Origin of the sequence: Duganella sp. sic0402 (genome assembly GCF_019219065.1) — a bacterium.
GTDB lineage: Bacteria > Pseudomonadota > Gammaproteobacteria > Burkholderiales > Burkholderiaceae_D > Rugamonas.
The window spans coordinates 262,672-280,640 of the sequence record NZ_JAHUWK010000007.1; the positions used below are offsets into that span (position 1 = coordinate 262,672).

Below are 17,969 nucleotides of genomic sequence, written 5' to 3' on the forward strand. Positions count from 1 at the left end.
GCGCGAGCGTCCATCGCCGTGGGGCGAAATGGGCGCAACGCGGGGCGAGCCGGAAATTACTGGCCCGGCGGCGGCTGCCAGAGTTCGACCTTGTTCCCCTCGGGATCGATGACCCAGCCGAATTTTCCGTACTCGCCGTCCTCGGTTTTCTCCAGCACCGTGCAGCCCTCGTCGCGCAGCGCCTGCAGCAGCGCGGCCAGGTCGTGTACGCGGTAGTTGATCATGAAGGACGAGGTGCTGGGCGCAAAGTGGTCGCCGCCGGCGTCGCTGACCGACCAGATAGTGGTGCCCGGTTCGGTGAACGCGGCGCCGCCCCACGGCAGCACGTCCACGCCCAGGTGTTGCTCATACCAGGCGCGCAAGGCTACCGGATCTTGCGCGTGGAAGAATATGCCGCCGATGCCAGTCACTCTTTTCATGCTCGTCTCCTGAAAGTGGAGTCCTAGATTAGCACGCCGGATGGCGGGAAACCATGCTGTTGCGACCTCCAGGCCAGTAAGATGGCGGGGATTAGCAACACCAGTAGCGCCCACGGGAAGGATTGCGCGCCCAGCGTATCGAGCAGCACGCCGCCGATGATGCCACCGATGGCGATGGCGCTATTCCAGCAGGTGACCAGCATCGCCTGCGCCACGTCCGCATGTTCGCCCGCAGCATCGGCCGATGCGGTTTGCAGCAGGGCTGGCGAGCCGCCGAAAGTCAGACCCCACAGCAGCACGGCGCAGTAGACGGCTGGTGCGGAATTGGCGGCCACGCCAAGCACCAGCGCCGCCACAGCAAAGCCCAGCAGCGACAGCAGCACCAGCCGGCGCAGATGGCCGTCGATCAGCGCCCCGGCAACCCAGATGCCTGCCAGCGATGCCAGTCCGAACGCCAGCAACACTGTCTCGCTTTGCTCCGCCATGCCAGCCGTGGCGAGAAAGGGCACAACAAAGGTGTACAAGATGCTGTGCGCCAGCACCCAGCCAACTAGCACGGTCAGCACCTGGCGCACGCCGCTGATGCGCAGCACGCGTGTGAGGGATGAACGGCTGCCGCTTTGCTGGCCAGGATAATCCGGCACCATCAGCGCAATCCAGATGATGGCGACCAGTGTCAGCACCGCCAGCGCGACGAAGGCGAAGCGCCAACCGAAAAGGCCGCCCAGCCAGCTGCCCAGCGGAACGCCGATCGATAGCGCCAATGGTGTGCCGACGCCAGCGATGGCCAGCGCGCGGCCCTTGAGATGATCGGGCACCATGCGGCGCGCATAGCCGGCCAGCATGCCCCAGATCATGGCGCCGGCCACGCCTGCCAGGAAACGCACCGCCAGCACCAGGTATAGATTGTCGGTGATCGCGGTGAGTGCATTGGCGAGCAGCAGGATGGCCAGCGTGCAAAGCAGCAGCGGCTTGCGGCGCCATGTGATGGTGGCGGCGGTCATCGGAATTGCCGCCACCAGTGCGCCAGCGGCATACAGCGTGATGAATTGGCCGGCGACCGATTCGGACACGCCCATCCCCGCGCTGATCAGGGAGATTGTGCCAGCCGGGATAATTTCGGTTAGCAGCGCAAGGAAGCCGGTGGTGGCAAGGGCGAGCAGGGCGCCTATCGGTAAAGCGTTCATATGATCTTCCAGTGGCAAAGTGCGTAGTGTGGCGAAAGATCGATCAATGAAAAATAAGCTATAGTTCACAACACTTGTGTCATTGGAGTCATTAAAGGGTGGATAACCTCAGTTCCCTCAACGTGTTCGTGCGTGTAGGCGAAGCGAGCAGTTTTACAGCGGCGGGCAAGCAGCTGGGCGTGAGTGCGTCGGCGGTCAGCAAGTCGATTGGGCGACTGGAGGAGCGGCTGGGTGTGCGCTTGTTCCACCGTTCGACGCGGACAGTGAGCCTGACGCCGGAAGGACTGCTGTTCCTGGAGCGTTGCCGTCACATCTTGTCGCAGGTGGAGTCGGCGGAAGCGGAATTGCTGCAAGCGCAGGGTGCGCCGCGCGGCAGATTGCGTATCAGCGTGCCGTCGGTGGGAGCGATGTTCATGTCGCGGCTGGCTCACTTCAAGCGCCTGTATCCGGAGATTGCGATGGATGTCGATTGCTCCGACCGTTTTGTCGATGTGATCGAAGAAGGCTTTGATGCGGTCATTCGCACCGGCCAGCTGGCCGATTCGCGCCTGACAGCGCGCCGCATCGGCGCTTGCCGCAAGATCGTGATCGCTTCGCCGGATTACTTGAAGCGCGCCGGCACGCCACGCAAGCGGGCCGACTTACTGAAGCACGATTGCATCCTGTACCGCTATCCGCAAACCGGCAAGCTGGATATGTGGCCCTGGGACGGCGTGCCGCAAGAGCTGCCGGCCAGCGCCATCGCCAACACGCTGGAACCGCAGGTATGCCTGGCTGAGCAGGGGGCGGGGCTGGCCTACGTGCCGGAGATCGCCGTACGCCAGCAATTGCGGGACGGCCGGCTGGTGACGGTGCTGGACAAGCATGTTACCCAGGAACTGGTGTTCTACGTGCTGTGGCCGTCGAGCCGGCACCTGCCGTCGAAGATCCGCGTGTTTGTGGACTTCATCGCGGAGCAGCTGTTCCCGCTATGACGTCGGCGCGGTATTGGCGGCTCAGCGGAACCCGCGCCCCGCCGCGCAGCAGCAGTTCGCCGTCGCCCTTGTCGTGGTTGACGATGCTGGCGATCCAGTCGGTCTGTACGGCGGCGCGGCGGTGGCAGCGGATGAAGCGTGGACCGAGCTTGTCCAGCAGGCCGGCCAGTGTTTGCCGCATCAGCGGCGCGCCGTCGGCGGTGTGCAGGATGACGTAGTTGTCGGCGGTTTCGATCCATTGAATATGTTCGACCCTGACGATGCGCGTGCCGTTGCGCTCCGGGACCAGCAACTGTGTGACGGACGGCAGCGGCGCGGCCTCCGTGGCCGGCGCCTCAGCGGAGCGCAGGGGCGAAAGCCTTTCGCGCGCGCGTTGCAGGGCGCGTTGAAGGCGTGGCTGGTCGTAAGGCTTGAGCAGGTAATCGATGGCGTTGGCGTCGAAAGCGCTTACCGCGTATTCGTCGTAGGCGGTGACAAAGACCACCAGCGGTGCGGGCGCCGGCAGCGAGGCGGCGACGTCGAGGCCGGAGATTTCGGGCATCTGGATGTCGAGCAGCAGCAGGTCGGGTGCGAAGGATGGCAGCATTTCCAGCGCTTCGACACCATCGCGGGCTTCTTCGATGGCGCTGACGCCAGGTTCCGCCGACAGCATGCGGCGCAGCTTGTCGCGCGCAGGACGCTCGTCGTCAACGATCAGGATACGCATGGCAGCCTCACTTCGGCGCGCACGCCGGCCGGTGACAGGACAGTCAGCTCGAACGAGGCGCGCTCGCCGTACAGGGCGTGCAATCGCTCGCGCAGGTTGTGTACGCCGATGCCGCTGCAGGCCGTGCCGCTGGCTGGCAGGGTGCCGCTGTCGTCCTCCAGCCGCAGCACCAGCTCATCGCCGGCGCGCTGTGCGGAGATGCTGATGGCGGTAGGCCGGCGCTGCTTTTCGACGGTGTGCTTGAAGATGTTTTCCAGCAGTGGTTGCATGCTCATTACCGGCACGCTGCAATCCAGCAGCGATTCGTCGATGGTCCAATTCACGGTAACGCGGTCCGAGAAGCGCTCCCCCATCAGCGCCGCGTAGCCGCGCAAGATACGCAACTCGGTTTCCAGCGGCACCAGATGGCGCTCGCCCACATCCAGCGTGGCGCGCAGTACGTCGGAGAGCTGGACCAGCATGGCGTCGGCGCGCTGTACGTCGCTGTACATCAGCGACGATATCGTGTTCAGCGCGTTGAACAGAAAGTGCGGCTGCATTTGCTGGGTCAGCCGCAGCAGCTGTGCTTCGCGCAGGGATGCGTTGGCGCGCTCGACACGCAGCTTTTCTTCCAGCATGGCGTGGAAGGACAGCACGCCGAAGGTGATGGTGGCGAAGATGAAGAAGAACACCGTCATCTTGATGTCTTCGTACAGATAGATTTCCCCCCAGCCGCCGTGCGGGTAGCGCTCGCCTGCCAGCGCGTACACCGCGTGCCGGATGCCGAAGGCGATCGGCACAAAGGTGATCCAGTACACCGGCAGCCAGACCAGCTGGCGCGCGAACCAGCGCAGCGGCGCATGCACCAGATGGTCGTACTTGCGGGTATGGCGGCGCTGCGCCAGCAGCAGCAAGGTGCCGGTCAGCGCGGAAGAGGACTCCCACAGGATAGGCTTCCACACGCCATGGTCGTGGTCACGCAGGTATTCCTGCACCGAGGTGCTGACCATCAGCACCCAGAACAGGACCCAGGCAATCGCTATGACGGTGCGGGTTCTTTGCATGGGATCAGCGGTAGCGGGCTTCCATCAGATCGATCTCGCGCACCAGCTTGCGGGAGATTTCGTCGGAGATGTGCTCGTGCCGCGCCAGATCGAACACGGTGCGCCGCTCGGCTTCCAGCGCCGCCAGACGCAGCTCCTTCTCGGCGGAGTCGGTTTTGCGCCACCCTTGCTCGCTTTCTGGATCGACTTCCTTCAGCTTGTGCTCATAGAAGGCGATGACCCGCGCAGCGGCCTGCGGATACACTTCCGGATCGATGCAGGCGTCGGACGCCATCAGCTCCACCTGGGTTTTTTCGATGGCCGAGATGGCGGCGTTGGCGGCCGCGCGGCGCGCCAGGTCTTCTTCCTGCTGCTCTTCCGGTTCGGCCGGGAAGGTCATGCCGGCCAGCAGGCGAGGCAGCGCAACGCTGGCCACCAGCAGCGACAGCAGGATCACCGAGCAGGCCAGGAAAATGGTCAGCGCGCGCGCCGGGAATGGCGCGCCATCCGGCAGCGCCAGCGGCAGCGTCAGCACGCCAGCCAGCGTGATGGTGCCGCGCGCGCCGGCCAGCGTGGTCGCCAGCAGCAGGCGCGGATTGATTTTGTGGCGCGGCTGATGGCGGTATTTCTGCTTGAAGATGGTCAGCCGCAGCGACGCCCAGACCCAGACAAAGCGCAGCGCCAGCAGGCCGGCGGTGATCGCCACCGCATACGCCAGCAGCCACCAGCGGTTGACGTGACCGCTTTCCTCCAGCGAGGCGCCGGCCAGTCGGAAGATTTCCGGCAGCTGTTCGCCCAGCAGCACGAACATCACGCCGTTCAGCGAGAACTGCACCGTGTCCCACACCGCCGAACGCTGGATGCGGGTGTTGGCCATTGCGTGGCCGCTCAACTCGACATAGCTCATGGTGACGCCGGCCGCCACCGCCGCCAGGATGCCCGACGCGTGCAGACGTTCGGCCACCAGGTAGGCGCCGAATGGAATCAGCAGGTTGACCAGGATAGGCGAGCCTGGCGGTTCGCCAAAATGGCGCGTCAGCCAGCGCTGCACCCAGGTGACCACCATGGTGACGCCGACGCCGGCCGCGATGCCGGCGATCACCAGCCACACAAAGGTGAGGGCGGCGGTTTGCAGCGAGAAGGCGCCAGTCATGGCCGCCGCCACCGCGAAGCGGAAGCACACCAGGCCGGAAGCGTCATTCAGCAGCGACTCGCCTTCCAGGATGTGCATCAGGCGCTTGGGTATCGGCGTGCTGGAGGCGATCGAACTGACCGCGATTGGATCGGTTGGCGAGACGATGGCCGCCAGCGCGAACGCGACCGGCAATGGCATGGTGGGGATCATCCAGTGAATCAGGAAACCAGCGCCGACCACGGTGAACACCACCAGGCCAAACGCCAGCTCAAGAATGGTGCCCTTGTCGCGCAGCAGGCCGCTCTTGGGGATGCGCCAGCCATCGAGAAACAGCAGCGGCGGCAGGAACACCAGGAAGAACAATTCCGGGTCCAGGTCCACGCCGTGCGTGGATTTGGCGGCGATCAGCGCGCCCAGTCCGATTTGTACCAGCGGCAGCGGTATTGCGCCTGGCAGCACTTTGCGGAGATAGGCGCTGGCCACCACCGCCATCAACATGATTAGTACAACTTCGATTGAATCCATTCCCTTCCTTTTCCTGCGTAACTTGCTTAACAGGCTAAGCTTACACTATTGGAAGTTCGGTAAGAAGTTGGTGCAAGGCACTAGCGAAATGAAAATCTTTCTGGCATAATGCATGCCTTCTGCGGGAGTAGCTCAGTTGGTAGAGCGCAACCTTGCCAAGGTTGAGGTCGAGAGTTCGAGACTCTTCTCCCGCTCCAGAATTCAGTGCTAGAAATAGTAGCAAATCAAAAGGCAGCCTGCGGGCTGCCTTTTTTGTTGTTTATCGTTCTCCAATACAACATCTTCCCCGTTGCAAACGTTATACTAGGTGAGGACCATCGAAGGAGACGAAATCCATGAAATCTGTTCAACAGGAAGTTGATGAGCGCAGTAACTTAACCAACTCCAACAAATTCGAACTCCTCCTGTTCCGTCTCGGCGGTGACGCCAATGGCGAACATTCTGAGTTGTTCGGTATTAACGTCTTCAAAATCCGCGAAATCGTTGCAATGCCTGAAGTAACTGCTGTGGCCGGGTCCCCGCCACATATGTTGGGTGTTGTGAATCTTCGCGGGCAAATCATCACGGTGCTGGATTTGCCAGGCATCGTCGGTGTGACCCCAAAAACTGGTCTGAATATTATGCTGGTCACTGAATTCGCGCGCACCACGCAAGCGTTCGCGGTCGAATCAGTGGATGAAATCGTGCGCCTGGACTGGAGCCAGGTGCTGACTGCCGAAGGCACTGCAGGCGGCAAAGTCACCAGTATCGCCCGCGTGGATGGCGACGTGCAGAACACCCGCCTGGCGCAGGTGCTGGACGTGGAAACCATCTTGCGCGAGCTGGTGCCGCCGGAAGGCAAGGATGTCGATCCCGAAACCATTGGACCGAAAGTGGCGCTCAAACAAGGCGCCGTCATCCTCGCAGCAGACGACTCGGTGGTTGCGCGTAACCTGATTGAAAAAGGTTTGGAAGCGATGGGTGTGCACTTCATCATGACCAAGTCGGGCAAGGAAGCATGGGACCGTTTGCAGTCCATCGCCGAAGGCGCCAAAGCCGAAGGTGTGGGCGTCAACGACCGCGTCGCCATGATACTGACTGACCTGGAAATGCCGGAGATGGACGGCTTCACGCTGACCCGCCTGGTCAAGCAGGACCCGCGCTTTGCCAAGATCCCTGTGGTGATTCACTCTTCGCTGTCTGGCAAGACCAACGAAGACCACGTCAAGGGCGTCGGCGCGGATGCGTATGTGGCCAAGTTCTCGGCTGAGGACCTGGCAGGCACCATCCGCACGGTGCTGGGCAAGGCTGCTGCCGCCGCGTAAGTAAAGAAACAGGTAGTATGAAGGGCCACGACGGCAACGTCGTGGCCCTTTTTACTTTCACGAAAGGATCTACCGTGGCAGCTAAGAAAATTCTGTTTTTGACGGGTGACTTTGCGGAAGATTACGAGACCATGGTGCCGTTCCAGGCGCTGCTGGCGGTTGGTCACACCGTGCACGCCGTGTGTCCGGACAAGAAGGCGGGCGATACCATCAAGACCGCCATCCATGATTTCGAAGGCGACCAGACCTACACCGAAAAGCCCGGCCACCGCTTCGCGCTGAATGCCGACTTTGCCGATGCCGATGTCGGCAACTACGATGCGCTGGCGATTGCCGGCGGCCGCGCACCGGAATACCTGCGCCTGAATCCGCGCGTGATCGAACTGGTGCAGCAGTTCGCCGCCGCCAACAAGCCGATCGCGGCGATCTGCCACGGCGCGCAGTTGCTGGCGGCGGCGGAGGTCATACGCGGCCAGACCATCTCCGCCTATCCGGCGTGCGCGCCGGAAGTGAAGCTGGCTGGCGCCACGTATGCCGACATCCCGGTCGATCAGGCGGTCACTGATGGCATCTTCGTCACCGCGCCGGCGTGGCCGGCGCATCCCGCGTGGATTGCCCAGTTCCTGAAGAAGCTGGGCACGGAGATCAAGCTTTAGCCAGGTTCGCCGCGTGGAAGCGCAGGTGGTCTTCGACGAAAGTCTGGATGAAGTAGTAGCCGTGATCGTAGCCGGCATGACGGCGCAGCGTCAGCGGCTGCGACACTGCTGCACAGGCGGCTTCGAAGGCTTCCGGGTGCAGCTGTTCGGCGAGGAACTTATCGCCCAGGCCCTGGTCGATCAGGATGCCGGCCGGGAAGGGCGCCTGGCCCTTGACTTGCGCCATCAGCGAACTGGCGTCATACTGCGCCCACGCGCCCGTGTCCTCGCCCAGATAAGCGGTGAAGGCTTTCTTGCCCCACGGGCACTGCGATGGCGCGGCAATCGGCGCAAACGCGGACACCGACTTGAAGACGTCGGGACGCTTCAGCGCCATCGTTAATGCGCCATGGCCGCCCATCGAGTGGCCAAATACGCCGATGCGTTGCGCATCGACCGGCAGTTCCTGCCCCACCAGCTCACGCAGCTCATGAATATAGCTGTACATGCGATAGTGCTGAGCCCACTTCGCCTGCGTGGCATCAAGATAGAAACCGGCACCCACGCCGAAGTCCCAGCTCTCGCTTTCGCCGTCCACATTGGCGCCGCGCGGGCTGGTGTCGGGAGCGATCAGCATCAGGCCGAGTTCCGCAGCGACGCGCTGCGCACCAGCCTTGATCATGAAGGTCTCTTCGGTGCAGGTCAGGCCGGCGAGATAAAACAGGGCAGGCACCGGGCCGTGTTCCGCCTGCGGTGGAATGAAGACGGAGAAGCGCATCGGCAAGCCGATCTCGCGCGATTCGTGGCGATAGAAGCGTTGTACGCCGCCGAAGCAAGCATGTTCGCTAACAATTTCGAGCATTAAATGTTTCCTTAAGTTCCCTAGCGCACAGTGATGGCGCTAGATATATCGCAGAATTGTACAAGTATTGTTAAAAAGGAGAAGTACATGCCGGATATTCAGGTCATTTTGGCCGATCTGGGCTGGCCACTGGCGGTTGCAGTGGCGTGGCTGTCGGGGGAATTCGTGCATCGCTGGACGCGTTTGCCGCGTATCAGTGTTTACGGTTTGATTGGTTTTTTGCTGGCCCAGGCCTTCCCTGAAGCGCTCAGCAGTGGTGCATCGAGCAATGTGACCATCCTGGCCAACCTGGCCTTCGGGCTGATTCTGTTTGAGTTCGGCTACCGCATCAATCTGCACTGGCTGCGGATTAATCCCTGGATCGCCGTCACCGGCCTGGCCGAATCGGCCGCCACCTTTGGCGTGGTCTATCTGATCTCGCACCTGACCGGCATGCCGCCGCTGACCTCTCTGCTGCTGGCCTCGCTGGCCATGTCCACCTCGCCAGCCGGCGTGCTGCGGGTGATCAATGAGGAAGACAGCTCCGGCCAGGTGACCGAGCGCGTGCTGCACCTGGTGGCGATCAATAGCGTGATCGCGCTGTTCGTCTTCAAGGTGGTGGTGGGCTTCTGGGTGTTCCAGACTTCCGGCAGCCTGACGCAGGCGATGTCGCACAGCGGCATTGAGCTGCTGGGTTCTGCGGCGATGGGCGCGCTGATGGGCTTCCTGGTGCCGGCCGTGCTGCGCCGGCTCGGTGCGCTGGCGCAGGATGGCACGATTGCTTTCGCACTCGGCGTGATCCTGCTGGTGGCCGCGTCGCGCGCGTTCGATGTGTCGCCGGTACTGGCGACGCTGACCTTCGGCCTGGTGGCGCGCCACAAGCGGGTGGCGTTCAGCCGCACCGAGCGTAATTTTGGCGGCATTGGCGAACTGCTGACCGTGCTGCTGTTCGTGTTTGCTGTCTCAACGCTGGAATGGGAGCGGGTGGTGGATGGCGCCGGCCTGGCGGCGGTGCTGCTGCTGGCGCGCTTCCTGGTCAAGACGGCCACCGTGGCGGGCCTTGCGCACGTCAGCGGCATCTCGTGGCGCAAGGGCGTGATGACCGGTATCGCGATGGCGCCGATGTCGGTGTTCGTCACGCTGCTGCTGGAGCAAACCAAATACATGGGGATCGTGCTGGTGGATGAACTGGCCGCACTGGCGGCGATGACGCTGCTGCTGGAAGTGGTCGGTCCGGTCATCACGCAGCGGGCGCTGTTCTGGGCCAAAGAAACCCATCAGGAGGAAAAATAAATGGCATTGGAAGAATTCAAATCTTCAAAACCGCTCACCATGGGCGTGGAACTGGAGCTGCAACTGGTCAGTCTGTCGGACTTCGACCTGACCGCATCCAGCCCGGACTTGCTGCACCTGCTGAACCGCAAGCCTTTCTCCGGCAATGTGACGCCGGAAATCACCGAAAGCATGATCGAGATTAACAGCGACGTGCACACCAACCACACCGAGCTGGTGGCGCAGTTACAGGTGATCCGCGACACGCTGGTGCAGGCCGGCGAGCAGCTTAACATCGGCATTTGCGGCGGCGGCACGCACCCGTTCCAGAAATGGTCGGACCGGCGGATTTTCTCCAAGCCGCGCTTCAAGGAAGTGTCGGAGCTGTATGGCTATCTGGCCAAGCAGTTCACCATCTTCGGCCAGCACGTCCATATCGGCTGCGCCTCGGGCGATGATGCGCTGTTCCTGCTGCACGCGCTGAGCCGCTATGTGCCGCACTTCATCGCGCTGTCTTCGTCGTCGCCCTACGTGCAGGGTAATGACACGCTGTTCAACTCGGCCCGCCTGAACTCGGTGTTTGCGTTTCCGATGAGCGGCCGCGCGCCGTTCACGCAAAGCTGGCACACTTTCGAGCACGAGTATTTCGCCAAGATGGAACACACCGGCGTGATCAAGAGCATGAAGGACTTTTACTGGGACATCCGTCCCAAGCCGGAATTCGGCACCATCGAGCTGCGCGTGTGCGACACGCCGCTGACGGTGGAGCGGGCGGCGGCATTGGCGGTGTACCTGCAATCGCTGTGCGCCTATCTGCTGGAGCGCCGCGAGGAAGCGCCGGCGGAAGACGACTACCTGGTCTACAACTACAACCGCTTCCAGGCTTGCCGCTTTGGCCTGGACGGCACGGTGGTGCATCCGAAAACCTACGAGAGCCTGTCGCTGCGCGAAGACATCCTGACCACGCTGCGCAAGATGGAGCCTTATGGCGCAACGCTGGGTGCCACCGCCGGCCTGCAGCATCTGGTGCAGGTCACGCACGAGGGCAGTGATGCGCATTATCTGCGCCAGCAGTTCGACGCCAGCGGCAGTGTGGAAGGTGTTGTGGATGCGGCGATCGGGCGCTTCCGCGGCCGTTGATCTACTTGAAGGTGATCGCCTTGTTGAGGCGTGCGATCACCTCGTCCGGCACGGCCTTGCTGCACATGATGTGGCGCTCCAGGCCGGGCGGCATGTCCTTGAATTGCAGCAGGCGCAGATTGGGCGCCTGCTCGCTCTGATGCTTGATGATGTAATGGCCTTCATCTTCCGACACGAACATCAGGTCAACCGCGCCTTTGCTGACCGATTGCACCATTTTCAGCGTGGGCGCGGCGGACAGGGCTACCACCGGCTGCCATTGCTGCATGAAGGCGTCCAGTCCGCCGTACGAATAATTGTCCTTGATCAGCACGCGCACATCACGCAGCCGCGCCAGCTCTTCAAGGGTGCTCACACCGCGCGCGGCAAAAGCTGCATTGGTCAGCACCACCCAGCTGCGGTCGCGGTAGATGGCCTTGGTGAACTTGGCGTATTGCTGGCGCTCTGGCGTGGCGAACCAGCCAACCGCACAACTCAGGCTGGCTTGGTCCTTGATCATGAATAGCTGGCGGTTGGTCGGCACTTTGTGCCATTGCACGGGGATGCGGGCATGCTTGAACGCGGCGGCTGCCGGTGCGCCGGTCAGGCCGCCAGGTTCGCCATCCGGCTGCACCGTCATATACGGCGGACGCTCGCTGTAGGTGACATGGATCAGGTCTTCTGCCAGGCATGCAGGCGAGGCAAGCAGCAGGCTTGCGGCGATCACGGCGGCGCTACGCGGACATCTCATGACATTCCATCCGGTTGAGGAGCGGCTAGTCTACACCGGGTGATGCCATAAAATCAAAAAACATTTACTAATTGCATCAGAAGCGTGTTTCGCGTGCCACCCGCAGGAAGTTGTCGAGGATGCCGGTGCAATCGAGCAGCTCGACGCCGCCGGCACGGTGGAACTCCGGGTGCCATTGCAGGCCCATGACAAACGGCGCCTTGCGGTAGCGGATCGCTTCAATCACATTGTCCGGCACCGACACCGCTTCGACCGACATATCGCGTCCCAGCGTCCGCACTGCCTGGTGGTGGATCGAGTTGACCATGCCGGTGGCCTGGCCCTTGAACATGCGCGCCAGCGAGGAGCCGGCGGGGAAGGCGATTTCGTGGCGGTTGCGGTCGTAGTCGTCGTTGACGTGGGCCAGCGATTCCGGCATGTCGGTGGCGATGTCCTGGTACAGCGTGCCGCCGAAGGCGACGTTGATCAGCTGGCAGCCGCGGCAGATGCCCAGCACCGGCTTGCCCGCTTCAACGAATTCGTGCAGCAGCTCCAGCTCGTACATATCGCGCGCCCGGTCGCCGCCCCATTCGGGCCGGGTCGGCACTGCCGAATAGCTTTGCGGCGACACGTCGGCGCCGCCTTGCAGCACCAGGCCGTCCAGGTGCTTGGCGTAGTCGCGCAGGCGGATGTTCGACGGGTGCAGCAGGCCGTCGGTATTCACCGTCGGGATCATGAATACCAGCACGTCGCGTGACATCACCCATTGTGCAATCGACTCTTCGAGGTATTGCAGGTTCTTGCTGCGCAGGCCGGTGGCGCCGGGTTCGGGATGGAAGATGCGGGCGGAGACGCCGATGTGCAGCGGGCGCTGGATCACATGGCGCGTGGCGGCTGCGGCGATGCGCCGGTAGCGTGCCATGATGACGCGGCCCCACAGGCTGAAGATGGTGTCGCCCGGATCGAGGTAGCGCGGCGTGCCGGTGTCCTGCTGGATGCGTTGGTCCGGCTTGCGGCGTTCGCCGTGGTCGCTGGCGCGGCGTTGCTGGCTATTGGGCTGTTGCGGATCTGGATCGTCTGGTCCGGCGCTCATACTGGTTCCTGTGTGTCTCGGATAGCGCTAGTGTGCCATATCTGAGGGACCTCAGTCGCATGATAGCCACTATCTCTCTGGGCAGTAGGTGACCATGACTCTCCTAAAGCAAGGAATGTCCTACGCGAGCACAAGCTGACTACTCTCATGCTGCAATTGCCGCCGGCCTTACGATGGCTATCCCTGACGCACCAGTGTCAGTTCATTTACATCAAGGAGATAACATCATGGCCAACTCTAACAAAGACAACCAGGGCGGTAAAAACCAGCAGAGCGACACCAGCAACCGCGGCTTCGCTTCGATGGACCCTGAGCGCCAGCGCGAGATTGCTGCGGAAGGCGGCCGTGCCGCGCATGCATCGGGCAATGCGCATGAGTTCACGTCCGAGGAAGCACGCCAGGCCGGCAGCATGAGCCACAAGAACGACGGCAATCAGCAGAGCGGCAGCGCTTCGGGCGGTTCGCGCAGCGGTGGCGACCAGCAGGGCGGCAGCCAGGAAGGCGGCAGCGGCGGTGGTTCGCGCAGCAGCGGTGGCGGATCCTCCGGCGGCACCCGTGGCGGCACGCCAGAGCAGCACGCTGAAGCCGGCCGTCAAAGCCATAAAAAAGACCGCTAGTAGGCGCTGGATGCGGCGGCTCAGGCCGCCGTTATCGCTATCACTATTGTTAGCAAACGTACATACGTTTTTGTGTTGCCGCGCTACGGTGGAGGCTTAACCCAGGAGTCTCCATGTTCGATATGAGTTTGCCATGGTTACCTCGATATCCTGAAACGTAACCGCATCGCCGAAAGCGATGTGTACCAGGCGCTGCGCGAAGCCGATGTGGAGTTGGACTGCGCCCGCTGCATTTTTCTGGAAGCTGACGGCAGCATCACCGTCTTGAAGAAAAAATACTAAGCCAGCCGGCTGGCCAGCGTATCGGCGAAAGCGCTCACCAGTGGATCTGCCTCACGCCGTGTGGCCAGGCCCACGCTGGTTTGCAAGGTGCCGCGCGCCAGCGGGATGAAATGCACACCGGCCGGCGCCGTCAGGCGCATGCACTCGGGGACGATGGCGATGCCCAGTCCCGCCTCGATCAGATTCAGTTGCGAGGATTTGCGCGACAAGGCGCGCGCCGGCTTGGGAAAAAATCCCTGTTCCAGACACAGGTTGGCGACCAGATAGCTCAAGCCGCCGCGATCCTTGTGCGGAATCGAAATGAAAGCTTGCTCGCTGAGCTCCGCCAGTTCGACATTATCCCGCGCCGCCAGCGGCGAATTGCCGGCCACCGCCACCATCAGTTGCTCGCTGCCGATTTCGCGTACCTGGATGTGCGGATGGCGGCGCAAGGTCGGCAGCCGCAGCAAGCCGATATCCATCCGGCCTTCCTCGATTTCCAGCGTTTGATTTTCCGATGGCAGCATCGACACTTCCAGCGTGACGCCAGGGTGCTGGTCCAGCGCGGCCGACAAGGCGTTGCTGATGCGCGGCGTCAGTATCACCGAGCTGGAATGCTGCAAGCGGATCACGCCTTGCGCACCTTTGCCCACATGGCGCGCCTGCAGCAGCGTGTCATCGATGTCCTCCAGGATGCGCTTGCCGCGTTCGTAGAACAGCTGGCCGGCCGGCGTCAGCTCGAACTGGCGGGCGTCGCGCGTCAGCAGCGGCGTTTGCAGTTCGTCTTCCAGCTCCTTGATTTGCCGGCTCAGCGCCGACTGCGCGATGTACAGCTTTTCGGCAGCGCGCGAGTAGCTGCCGGCGTCCACGATCTCTATAAAATACTTAAACTGTTTAAGCGAAATCACCGTTATGCCGTTTCGAGATAGATGGCCGCCGTTTTTGATATTGGATCAATTCCGGGCCGGCCGTTAAAGTGAAGTTCTCTCTTCTTCATTCACGGAACCTGCCATGTTGGGATTGATTGGTGTAATCGGCGTGGTGCTGAGTATTGCAGTAAAACTGATCTGCGTCCAGATCGGATGCGCCAGCAGCATCGACGAGCGCGAGGATTAGCCGCATAATCGCGGCATGATCAAACGTCTTCTTGTTATCTCGCTCGGCACACTCGCAGGGATTGCTTTTTCCGCGTGGGGCGCTGGCGCCCTGTGGTTCCAGCTGCCTTTCGGCGTGCTTGCGCGCCAGCTGGCGCTGGCGGCCTGGCCGATATTTTGCGTCGCCGCGCTGATCGCCTTCTGGCGGCGGCGCTACCGGCTGCCGGCGGTCTGGCTAGCCTTGCTGCTTGCCCTGATGGCCTGGTGGAGCACCATCCAGCCATCGCACCAGCGCCTGTGGGCCGACGATGTGGCGCGCATGGTCGCCGGCAAAGTGGATGGCAGCGTCGTCACGCTGGATCAGGTGCGCAATTTCGACTGGCGCAGCGATACCGACTACACGGTGCGCTGGGAGCCGCGCCGATATGATTTGAACCAGCTGCAATCGGTCGATGTGGCGCTGTCGTACTGGATGGGCCCCGCGATTGCGCATACGCTGGTGTCGTTCGGCTTCAGCGACGGCCGCTACCTGACGTTTTCGATTGAGATCCGCAAGGAACGCGGCGAAAGCTTCGACGGCCTGGCCGGCTTTTTCAAGCGCTATGAGACGGTGCTGATCGCGGCCGATGAACGCGACATCCTGCGTGTGCGCACCAATGTCCGCGACGAAGACATGTGGCTGTACCGGCTGCGCATGCCGCCGCCAATGATGCGTTCCTTGTTCCTGGCGTATCTGGACGAGGGCGAGCAGCTGAAACGCGCGCCGCGCTTCTACAATACGCTGACCGCCAACTGCACCACGATTGTTTACGCGATGGCGCGGCACATCAGCCCTGGGCTGCCGCTGGACTGGCGCTTGCTGGCATCCGGTTACCTGGATCGCTATCTGCATGACATTGGCGCGCTGGCGGGGCCGGGCGACTTCGATACGTTGCGGCGCCAGGCCCACATCACCGCCAAGGCGCGTGCGGCGGGACAGTCGGAAGACTTCTCGCAGCTTATACGTCGCTAAGCATCTGCTTCAACTGGTGCTTTAGTATCTTGCCGCTGGGCGCGGCGGGCAGGGCGGCCATGACGATGATCTGAGAAGGTCGCTTGTATGGCGCCAGCTGCGCCGCCAGGTAATGCTGCAATTCGGCGGTATCGACGGCGTGGCGGGCATCGATTTCGATAAAGGCCACCACTTCCTCGTCGCCATCGGCGGCAGGACGGCCAATCACCGCTGATTGCGTCACCGCTGGATGCGCGTTCAACAGCGTCTCCACTTCCAGCGGATAGACATTGAAACCGGCGCGGATAATCAGTTCCTTGGTGCGGCCGACGATGAACAGCGCGCCATCCGCATCCTGGAGCACCATGTCGCCGGTGTTGAGCCAGCCTTCGGCGTCGATCACGGCGGCGCTCAGTTCCGGCTGCCGGTAGTAGCCGAGCATGACGTTGGGGCCGCGCACCCACAGCTCGCCGGCCTGATCGCCTTGCAGGCGGATTTCTACGCCGGGAATGGCATGGCCGACCGAAGTGTCCGCGCGCGGCTGGTCGAGGCGGGTCTGGCTGACGGTGGGCGCGCTTTCGGTCAGACCGTAGCCATTATGCAGCGGCATGCCTAGCAACTGTTCCACCTGCGCCTTCAGCGAGGGCGCCAGCGGCGAGCCGCCCGCGTAGGCAAAGCGCAGATGCGTGCGCAGCGGCGTGGCTGCGCCGCCAAGTTTTTCCAGCAGCCTCGCATACATGGCGGGCACGCCCTGCACGATGGTCAGCCGGTGCTGTTCCAGCGCCGTCAGCAGGCCATCCGGCGTGAAGCGAGCGCACAGATACAGGCAGGCGCCGGCATACAGTGTGCCCAGCATGACCGAGGTCAGGCCATAGACGTGGGTGATCGGCAGCACGCCATAGGCGCGGTCATCCGGTGTCAGGCCGCGCAGGGTGCTGGAGACGGCGGCGATGAACAGCAGATTGCGGTGGGTGAGCATCACACCTTTGGGCGCACCGGTGGTCCCGGTGGTGTATAGCAGCGCGGCGACCTGCTGATGCGCTGCCGCGTGCACCGGCTCCGGCGCACAGTGCTGATTCAGTGGACCGGCCAGCCATCCCTCGCGCAGGTTTGCCCCGGCGCGCTCGGCATGGGCGGCGGTTTCCGGCGAAGCGGCATGCGCCAGATAGATCGCCAGGCGCGCATCACTGTGTTGCAGCACCACCGCCACCTCGCGCGGCGACAGCCTGCCGTTGATGTGCACAATCCACGCATCCAATTCGGCGGCGGCAAAGCTCAGCACCACTTGCCCGACACAGTTCTCGCCGATGACGGCCAGCCGGTCGCCCGGCCGCAGCTGCAAGGCGCGCAATTGTGTGCAGGCCTGGTCGATGGCGGCCGCCAGTTCGGCATAGCTCCAATGCCGCTGGCCGTCGTGCAGCGCCGGCGCGTTTGGCGTTTGTTCAGCCCAGCGGCGGGGAATGGCGGAAATGCGCGAGGGGAGCGATGCGAGTAGGTGTGCGGTATTCATGAACGCGCATTGTGGCCGATACGGCCACCGGCGATCAAGCTTTGATGTCGATCAGCGTGCCGAGATTCTGGTCAGCGGTCTGGATGACTTTCGCCGACAGGTCGAACTGGGCCTTGTAGACCAGCGAGTTGGTGGTTTCGACGGCGAGGTTGGTGGCACTCGGACCTTCCACTTGCAACAGCTGCTGGCCGCGCATGGAAATCGATACGCCGGTACCGGCAGGTGCGTTTTCGGCGAAGTTGGCCTGCGCCGGCTGGAAACCCTGGGTGCCGATGTTGGCGATCGCGTGCGCGCTGTTGCCCAGCGCGCGCTCGGCGGCGTTGAGACCAGTGACTCCAGAGCTGAGAACGGCGATGGCCATAATAATGGTTTCCCTCGGGCAATTAACCGCAGTTTACACCCTCACGCAGCGGAATGCACGAACTGATTAAAAAATAGGCGAATTTCCCCGCGCGCGTTGTTGTAGTGGCTTGTATGGATTATGTATGTGTTATTCTTGCGCCCCACATTGTTCATAAGAAACACTAACCGGGG

The 17,969-nt window shown here is 62.5% G+C and carries 18 protein-coding genes and 1 tRNA gene; 8 read left to right on the forward strand and 11 right to left on the reverse strand.

Annotated features, from left to right (window positions below):
- Nucleotides 1-56: 56 nt before the first annotated feature.
- Together KW842_RS18230 and KW842_RS18235 are read right to left on the reverse strand one after the other, a co-directional pair.
- Nucleotides 57-419: a VOC family protein gene (locus tag KW842_RS18230; RefSeq protein WP_218305519.1), complete on the reverse strand. Its 363-nt coding sequence runs from the start codon at nt 417-419 to the stop codon at nt 57-59.
- Nucleotides 420-442: 23 nt separating this feature from the next.
- Nucleotides 443-1,606 (reverse strand): MFS transporter, encoded by a 1,164-nt coding sequence (locus tag KW842_RS18235; RefSeq protein ID WP_218305520.1) that lies wholly within the window; start codon nt 1,604-1,606, stop codon nt 443-445.
- Between the two features lie 98 nt (nt 1,607-1,704).
- On the opposite strand from KW842_RS18235, the gene KW842_RS27905 reads away from it, so the two are divergent.
- Nucleotides 1,705-2,580, forward strand: coding sequence for a LysR family transcriptional regulator (locus KW842_RS27905; protein WP_218305521.1), 876 nt, complete (start codon nt 1,705-1,707; stop codon nt 2,578-2,580).
- Here KW842_RS27905 and KW842_RS18245 read toward each other — a convergent pair.
- Genes KW842_RS18245 through KW842_RS18255 form a run of 3 tightly spaced genes read right to left on the reverse strand, consistent with a single transcriptional unit; the run spans nt 2,552 to nt 5,968 of the window.
- Nucleotides 2,552-3,286, reverse strand: a complete 735-nt coding sequence (locus KW842_RS18245) for a LytTR family DNA-binding domain-containing protein (protein WP_218305522.1) — start codon at nt 3,284-3,286, stop codon at nt 2,552-2,554. The genes KW842_RS27905 and KW842_RS18245 overlap by 29 nt on opposite strands.
- Complete coding sequence (locus KW842_RS18250; protein WP_218305523.1) at nt 3,274-4,329, reverse strand: sensor histidine kinase; 1,056 nt, start codon at nt 4,327-4,329, stop codon at nt 3,274-3,276. Before KW842_RS18250 ends, KW842_RS18245 begins: the two co-directional genes overlap by 13 nt.
- A 4-nt stretch (nt 4,330-4,333) precedes the next feature.
- The gene (locus KW842_RS18255) at nt 4,334-5,968 is read right to left on the reverse strand and encodes a Na+/H+ antiporter (protein WP_218305524.1); all 1,635 of its coding nucleotides are present in this window, start codon (nt 5,966-5,968) and stop codon (nt 4,334-4,336) included.
- 121 nt (nt 5,969-6,089) lie between these two features.
- Here KW842_RS18255 and KW842_RS18260 point away from each other — a divergent pair.
- The 3 genes from KW842_RS18260 to KW842_RS18270 all read left to right on the forward strand — a co-directional run bounded on the left by KW842_RS18260 (nt 6,090) and on the right by KW842_RS18270 (nt 7,928).
- Nucleotides 6,090-6,165 (forward strand) — tRNA-Gly (locus KW842_RS18260).
- Between the two features lie 138 nt (nt 6,166-6,303).
- Complete coding sequence (locus tag KW842_RS18265) at nt 6,304-7,272, forward strand: chemotaxis protein (protein ID WP_218305525.1); 969 nt, start codon at nt 6,304-6,306, stop codon at nt 7,270-7,272.
- 74 nt (nt 7,273-7,346) lie between these two features.
- Nucleotides 7,347-7,928, forward strand: coding sequence for a DJ-1/PfpI family protein (locus tag KW842_RS18270; protein ID WP_218305526.1), 582 nt, complete (start codon nt 7,347-7,349; stop codon nt 7,926-7,928).
- On the opposite strand, the gene fghA is transcribed toward KW842_RS18270, so the two are convergent.
- The gene (gene fghA, locus KW842_RS18275; protein ID WP_218305527.1) at nt 7,918-8,769 is read right to left on the reverse strand and encodes an S-formylglutathione hydrolase; all 852 of its coding nucleotides are present in this window, start codon (nt 8,767-8,769) and stop codon (nt 7,918-7,920) included. The genes KW842_RS18270 and fghA overlap by 11 nt on opposite strands.
- Before the next feature lie 87 nt (nt 8,770-8,856).
- Here fghA and KW842_RS18280 point away from each other — a divergent pair, with 87 nt between their 5' ends.
- Both KW842_RS18280 and KW842_RS18285 read left to right on the forward strand, forming a co-directional pair.
- Nucleotides 8,857-10,041 carry a cation:proton antiporter gene (locus KW842_RS18280; protein WP_218305528.1) on the forward strand — a complete coding sequence of 395 codons (1,185 nt, stop codon included), beginning with the start codon at nt 8,857-8,859 and terminating at the stop codon, nt 10,039-10,041.
- Complete coding sequence (locus KW842_RS18285) at nt 10,042-11,160, forward strand: YbdK family carboxylate-amine ligase (RefSeq protein WP_218305529.1); 1,119 nt, start codon at nt 10,042-10,044, stop codon at nt 11,158-11,160.
- A 1-nt stretch (nt 11,161) separates the two neighbouring features.
- On the opposite strand, the gene KW842_RS18290 is transcribed toward KW842_RS18285, so the two are convergent.
- Nucleotides 11,162-11,890: an ABC transporter substrate-binding protein gene (locus tag KW842_RS18290; RefSeq protein ID WP_218305530.1), complete on the reverse strand. Its 729-nt coding sequence runs from the start codon at nt 11,888-11,890 to the stop codon at nt 11,162-11,164.
- 76 nt (nt 11,891-11,966) lie between these two features.
- On the reverse strand, nt 11,967-12,962 hold the full coding sequence (locus KW842_RS18295) for a gamma-glutamyl-gamma-aminobutyrate hydrolase family protein (protein ID WP_218305531.1): 996 nt from the start codon (nt 12,960-12,962) through the stop codon (nt 11,967-11,969).
- 227 nt (nt 12,963-13,189) lie between these two features.
- Here KW842_RS18295 and KW842_RS18300 point away from each other — a divergent pair, with 227 nt between their 5' ends.
- Nucleotides 13,190-13,579, forward strand: coding sequence for a KGG domain-containing protein (locus KW842_RS18300; RefSeq protein WP_218305532.1), 390 nt, complete (start codon nt 13,190-13,192; stop codon nt 13,577-13,579).
- A 278-nt stretch (nt 13,580-13,857) separates the two neighbouring features.
- On the opposite strand, the gene KW842_RS18305 is transcribed toward KW842_RS18300, so the two are convergent.
- Entirely contained in the window at nt 13,858-14,748 is an 891-nt protein-coding gene (locus KW842_RS18305) for a LysR family transcriptional regulator (protein WP_218305533.1), read from the reverse strand.
- Between the two features lie 223 nt (nt 14,749-14,971).
- On the opposite strand from KW842_RS18305, the gene KW842_RS18310 reads away from it, so the two are divergent.
- On the forward strand, nt 14,972-15,946 hold the full coding sequence (locus KW842_RS18310) for a DUF4105 domain-containing protein (protein WP_218305534.1): 975 nt from the start codon (nt 14,972-14,974) through the stop codon (nt 15,944-15,946).
- Here KW842_RS18310 and KW842_RS18315 read toward each other — a convergent pair.
- Nucleotides 15,933-17,435, reverse strand: coding sequence for a class I adenylate-forming enzyme family protein (locus KW842_RS18315; RefSeq protein WP_218305535.1), 1,503 nt, complete (start codon nt 17,433-17,435; stop codon nt 15,933-15,935). The two genes, KW842_RS18310 and KW842_RS18315, sit on opposite strands and share 14 nt — an antisense overlap.
- Nucleotides 17,436-17,469: 34 nt before the next feature.
- Nucleotides 17,470-17,796, reverse strand: a complete 327-nt coding sequence (locus KW842_RS18320) for a flagellar basal body rod C-terminal domain-containing protein (RefSeq protein WP_218305536.1) — start codon at nt 17,794-17,796, stop codon at nt 17,470-17,472.
- Between the last annotated feature and the right edge of the window lie 173 nt (nt 17,797-17,969).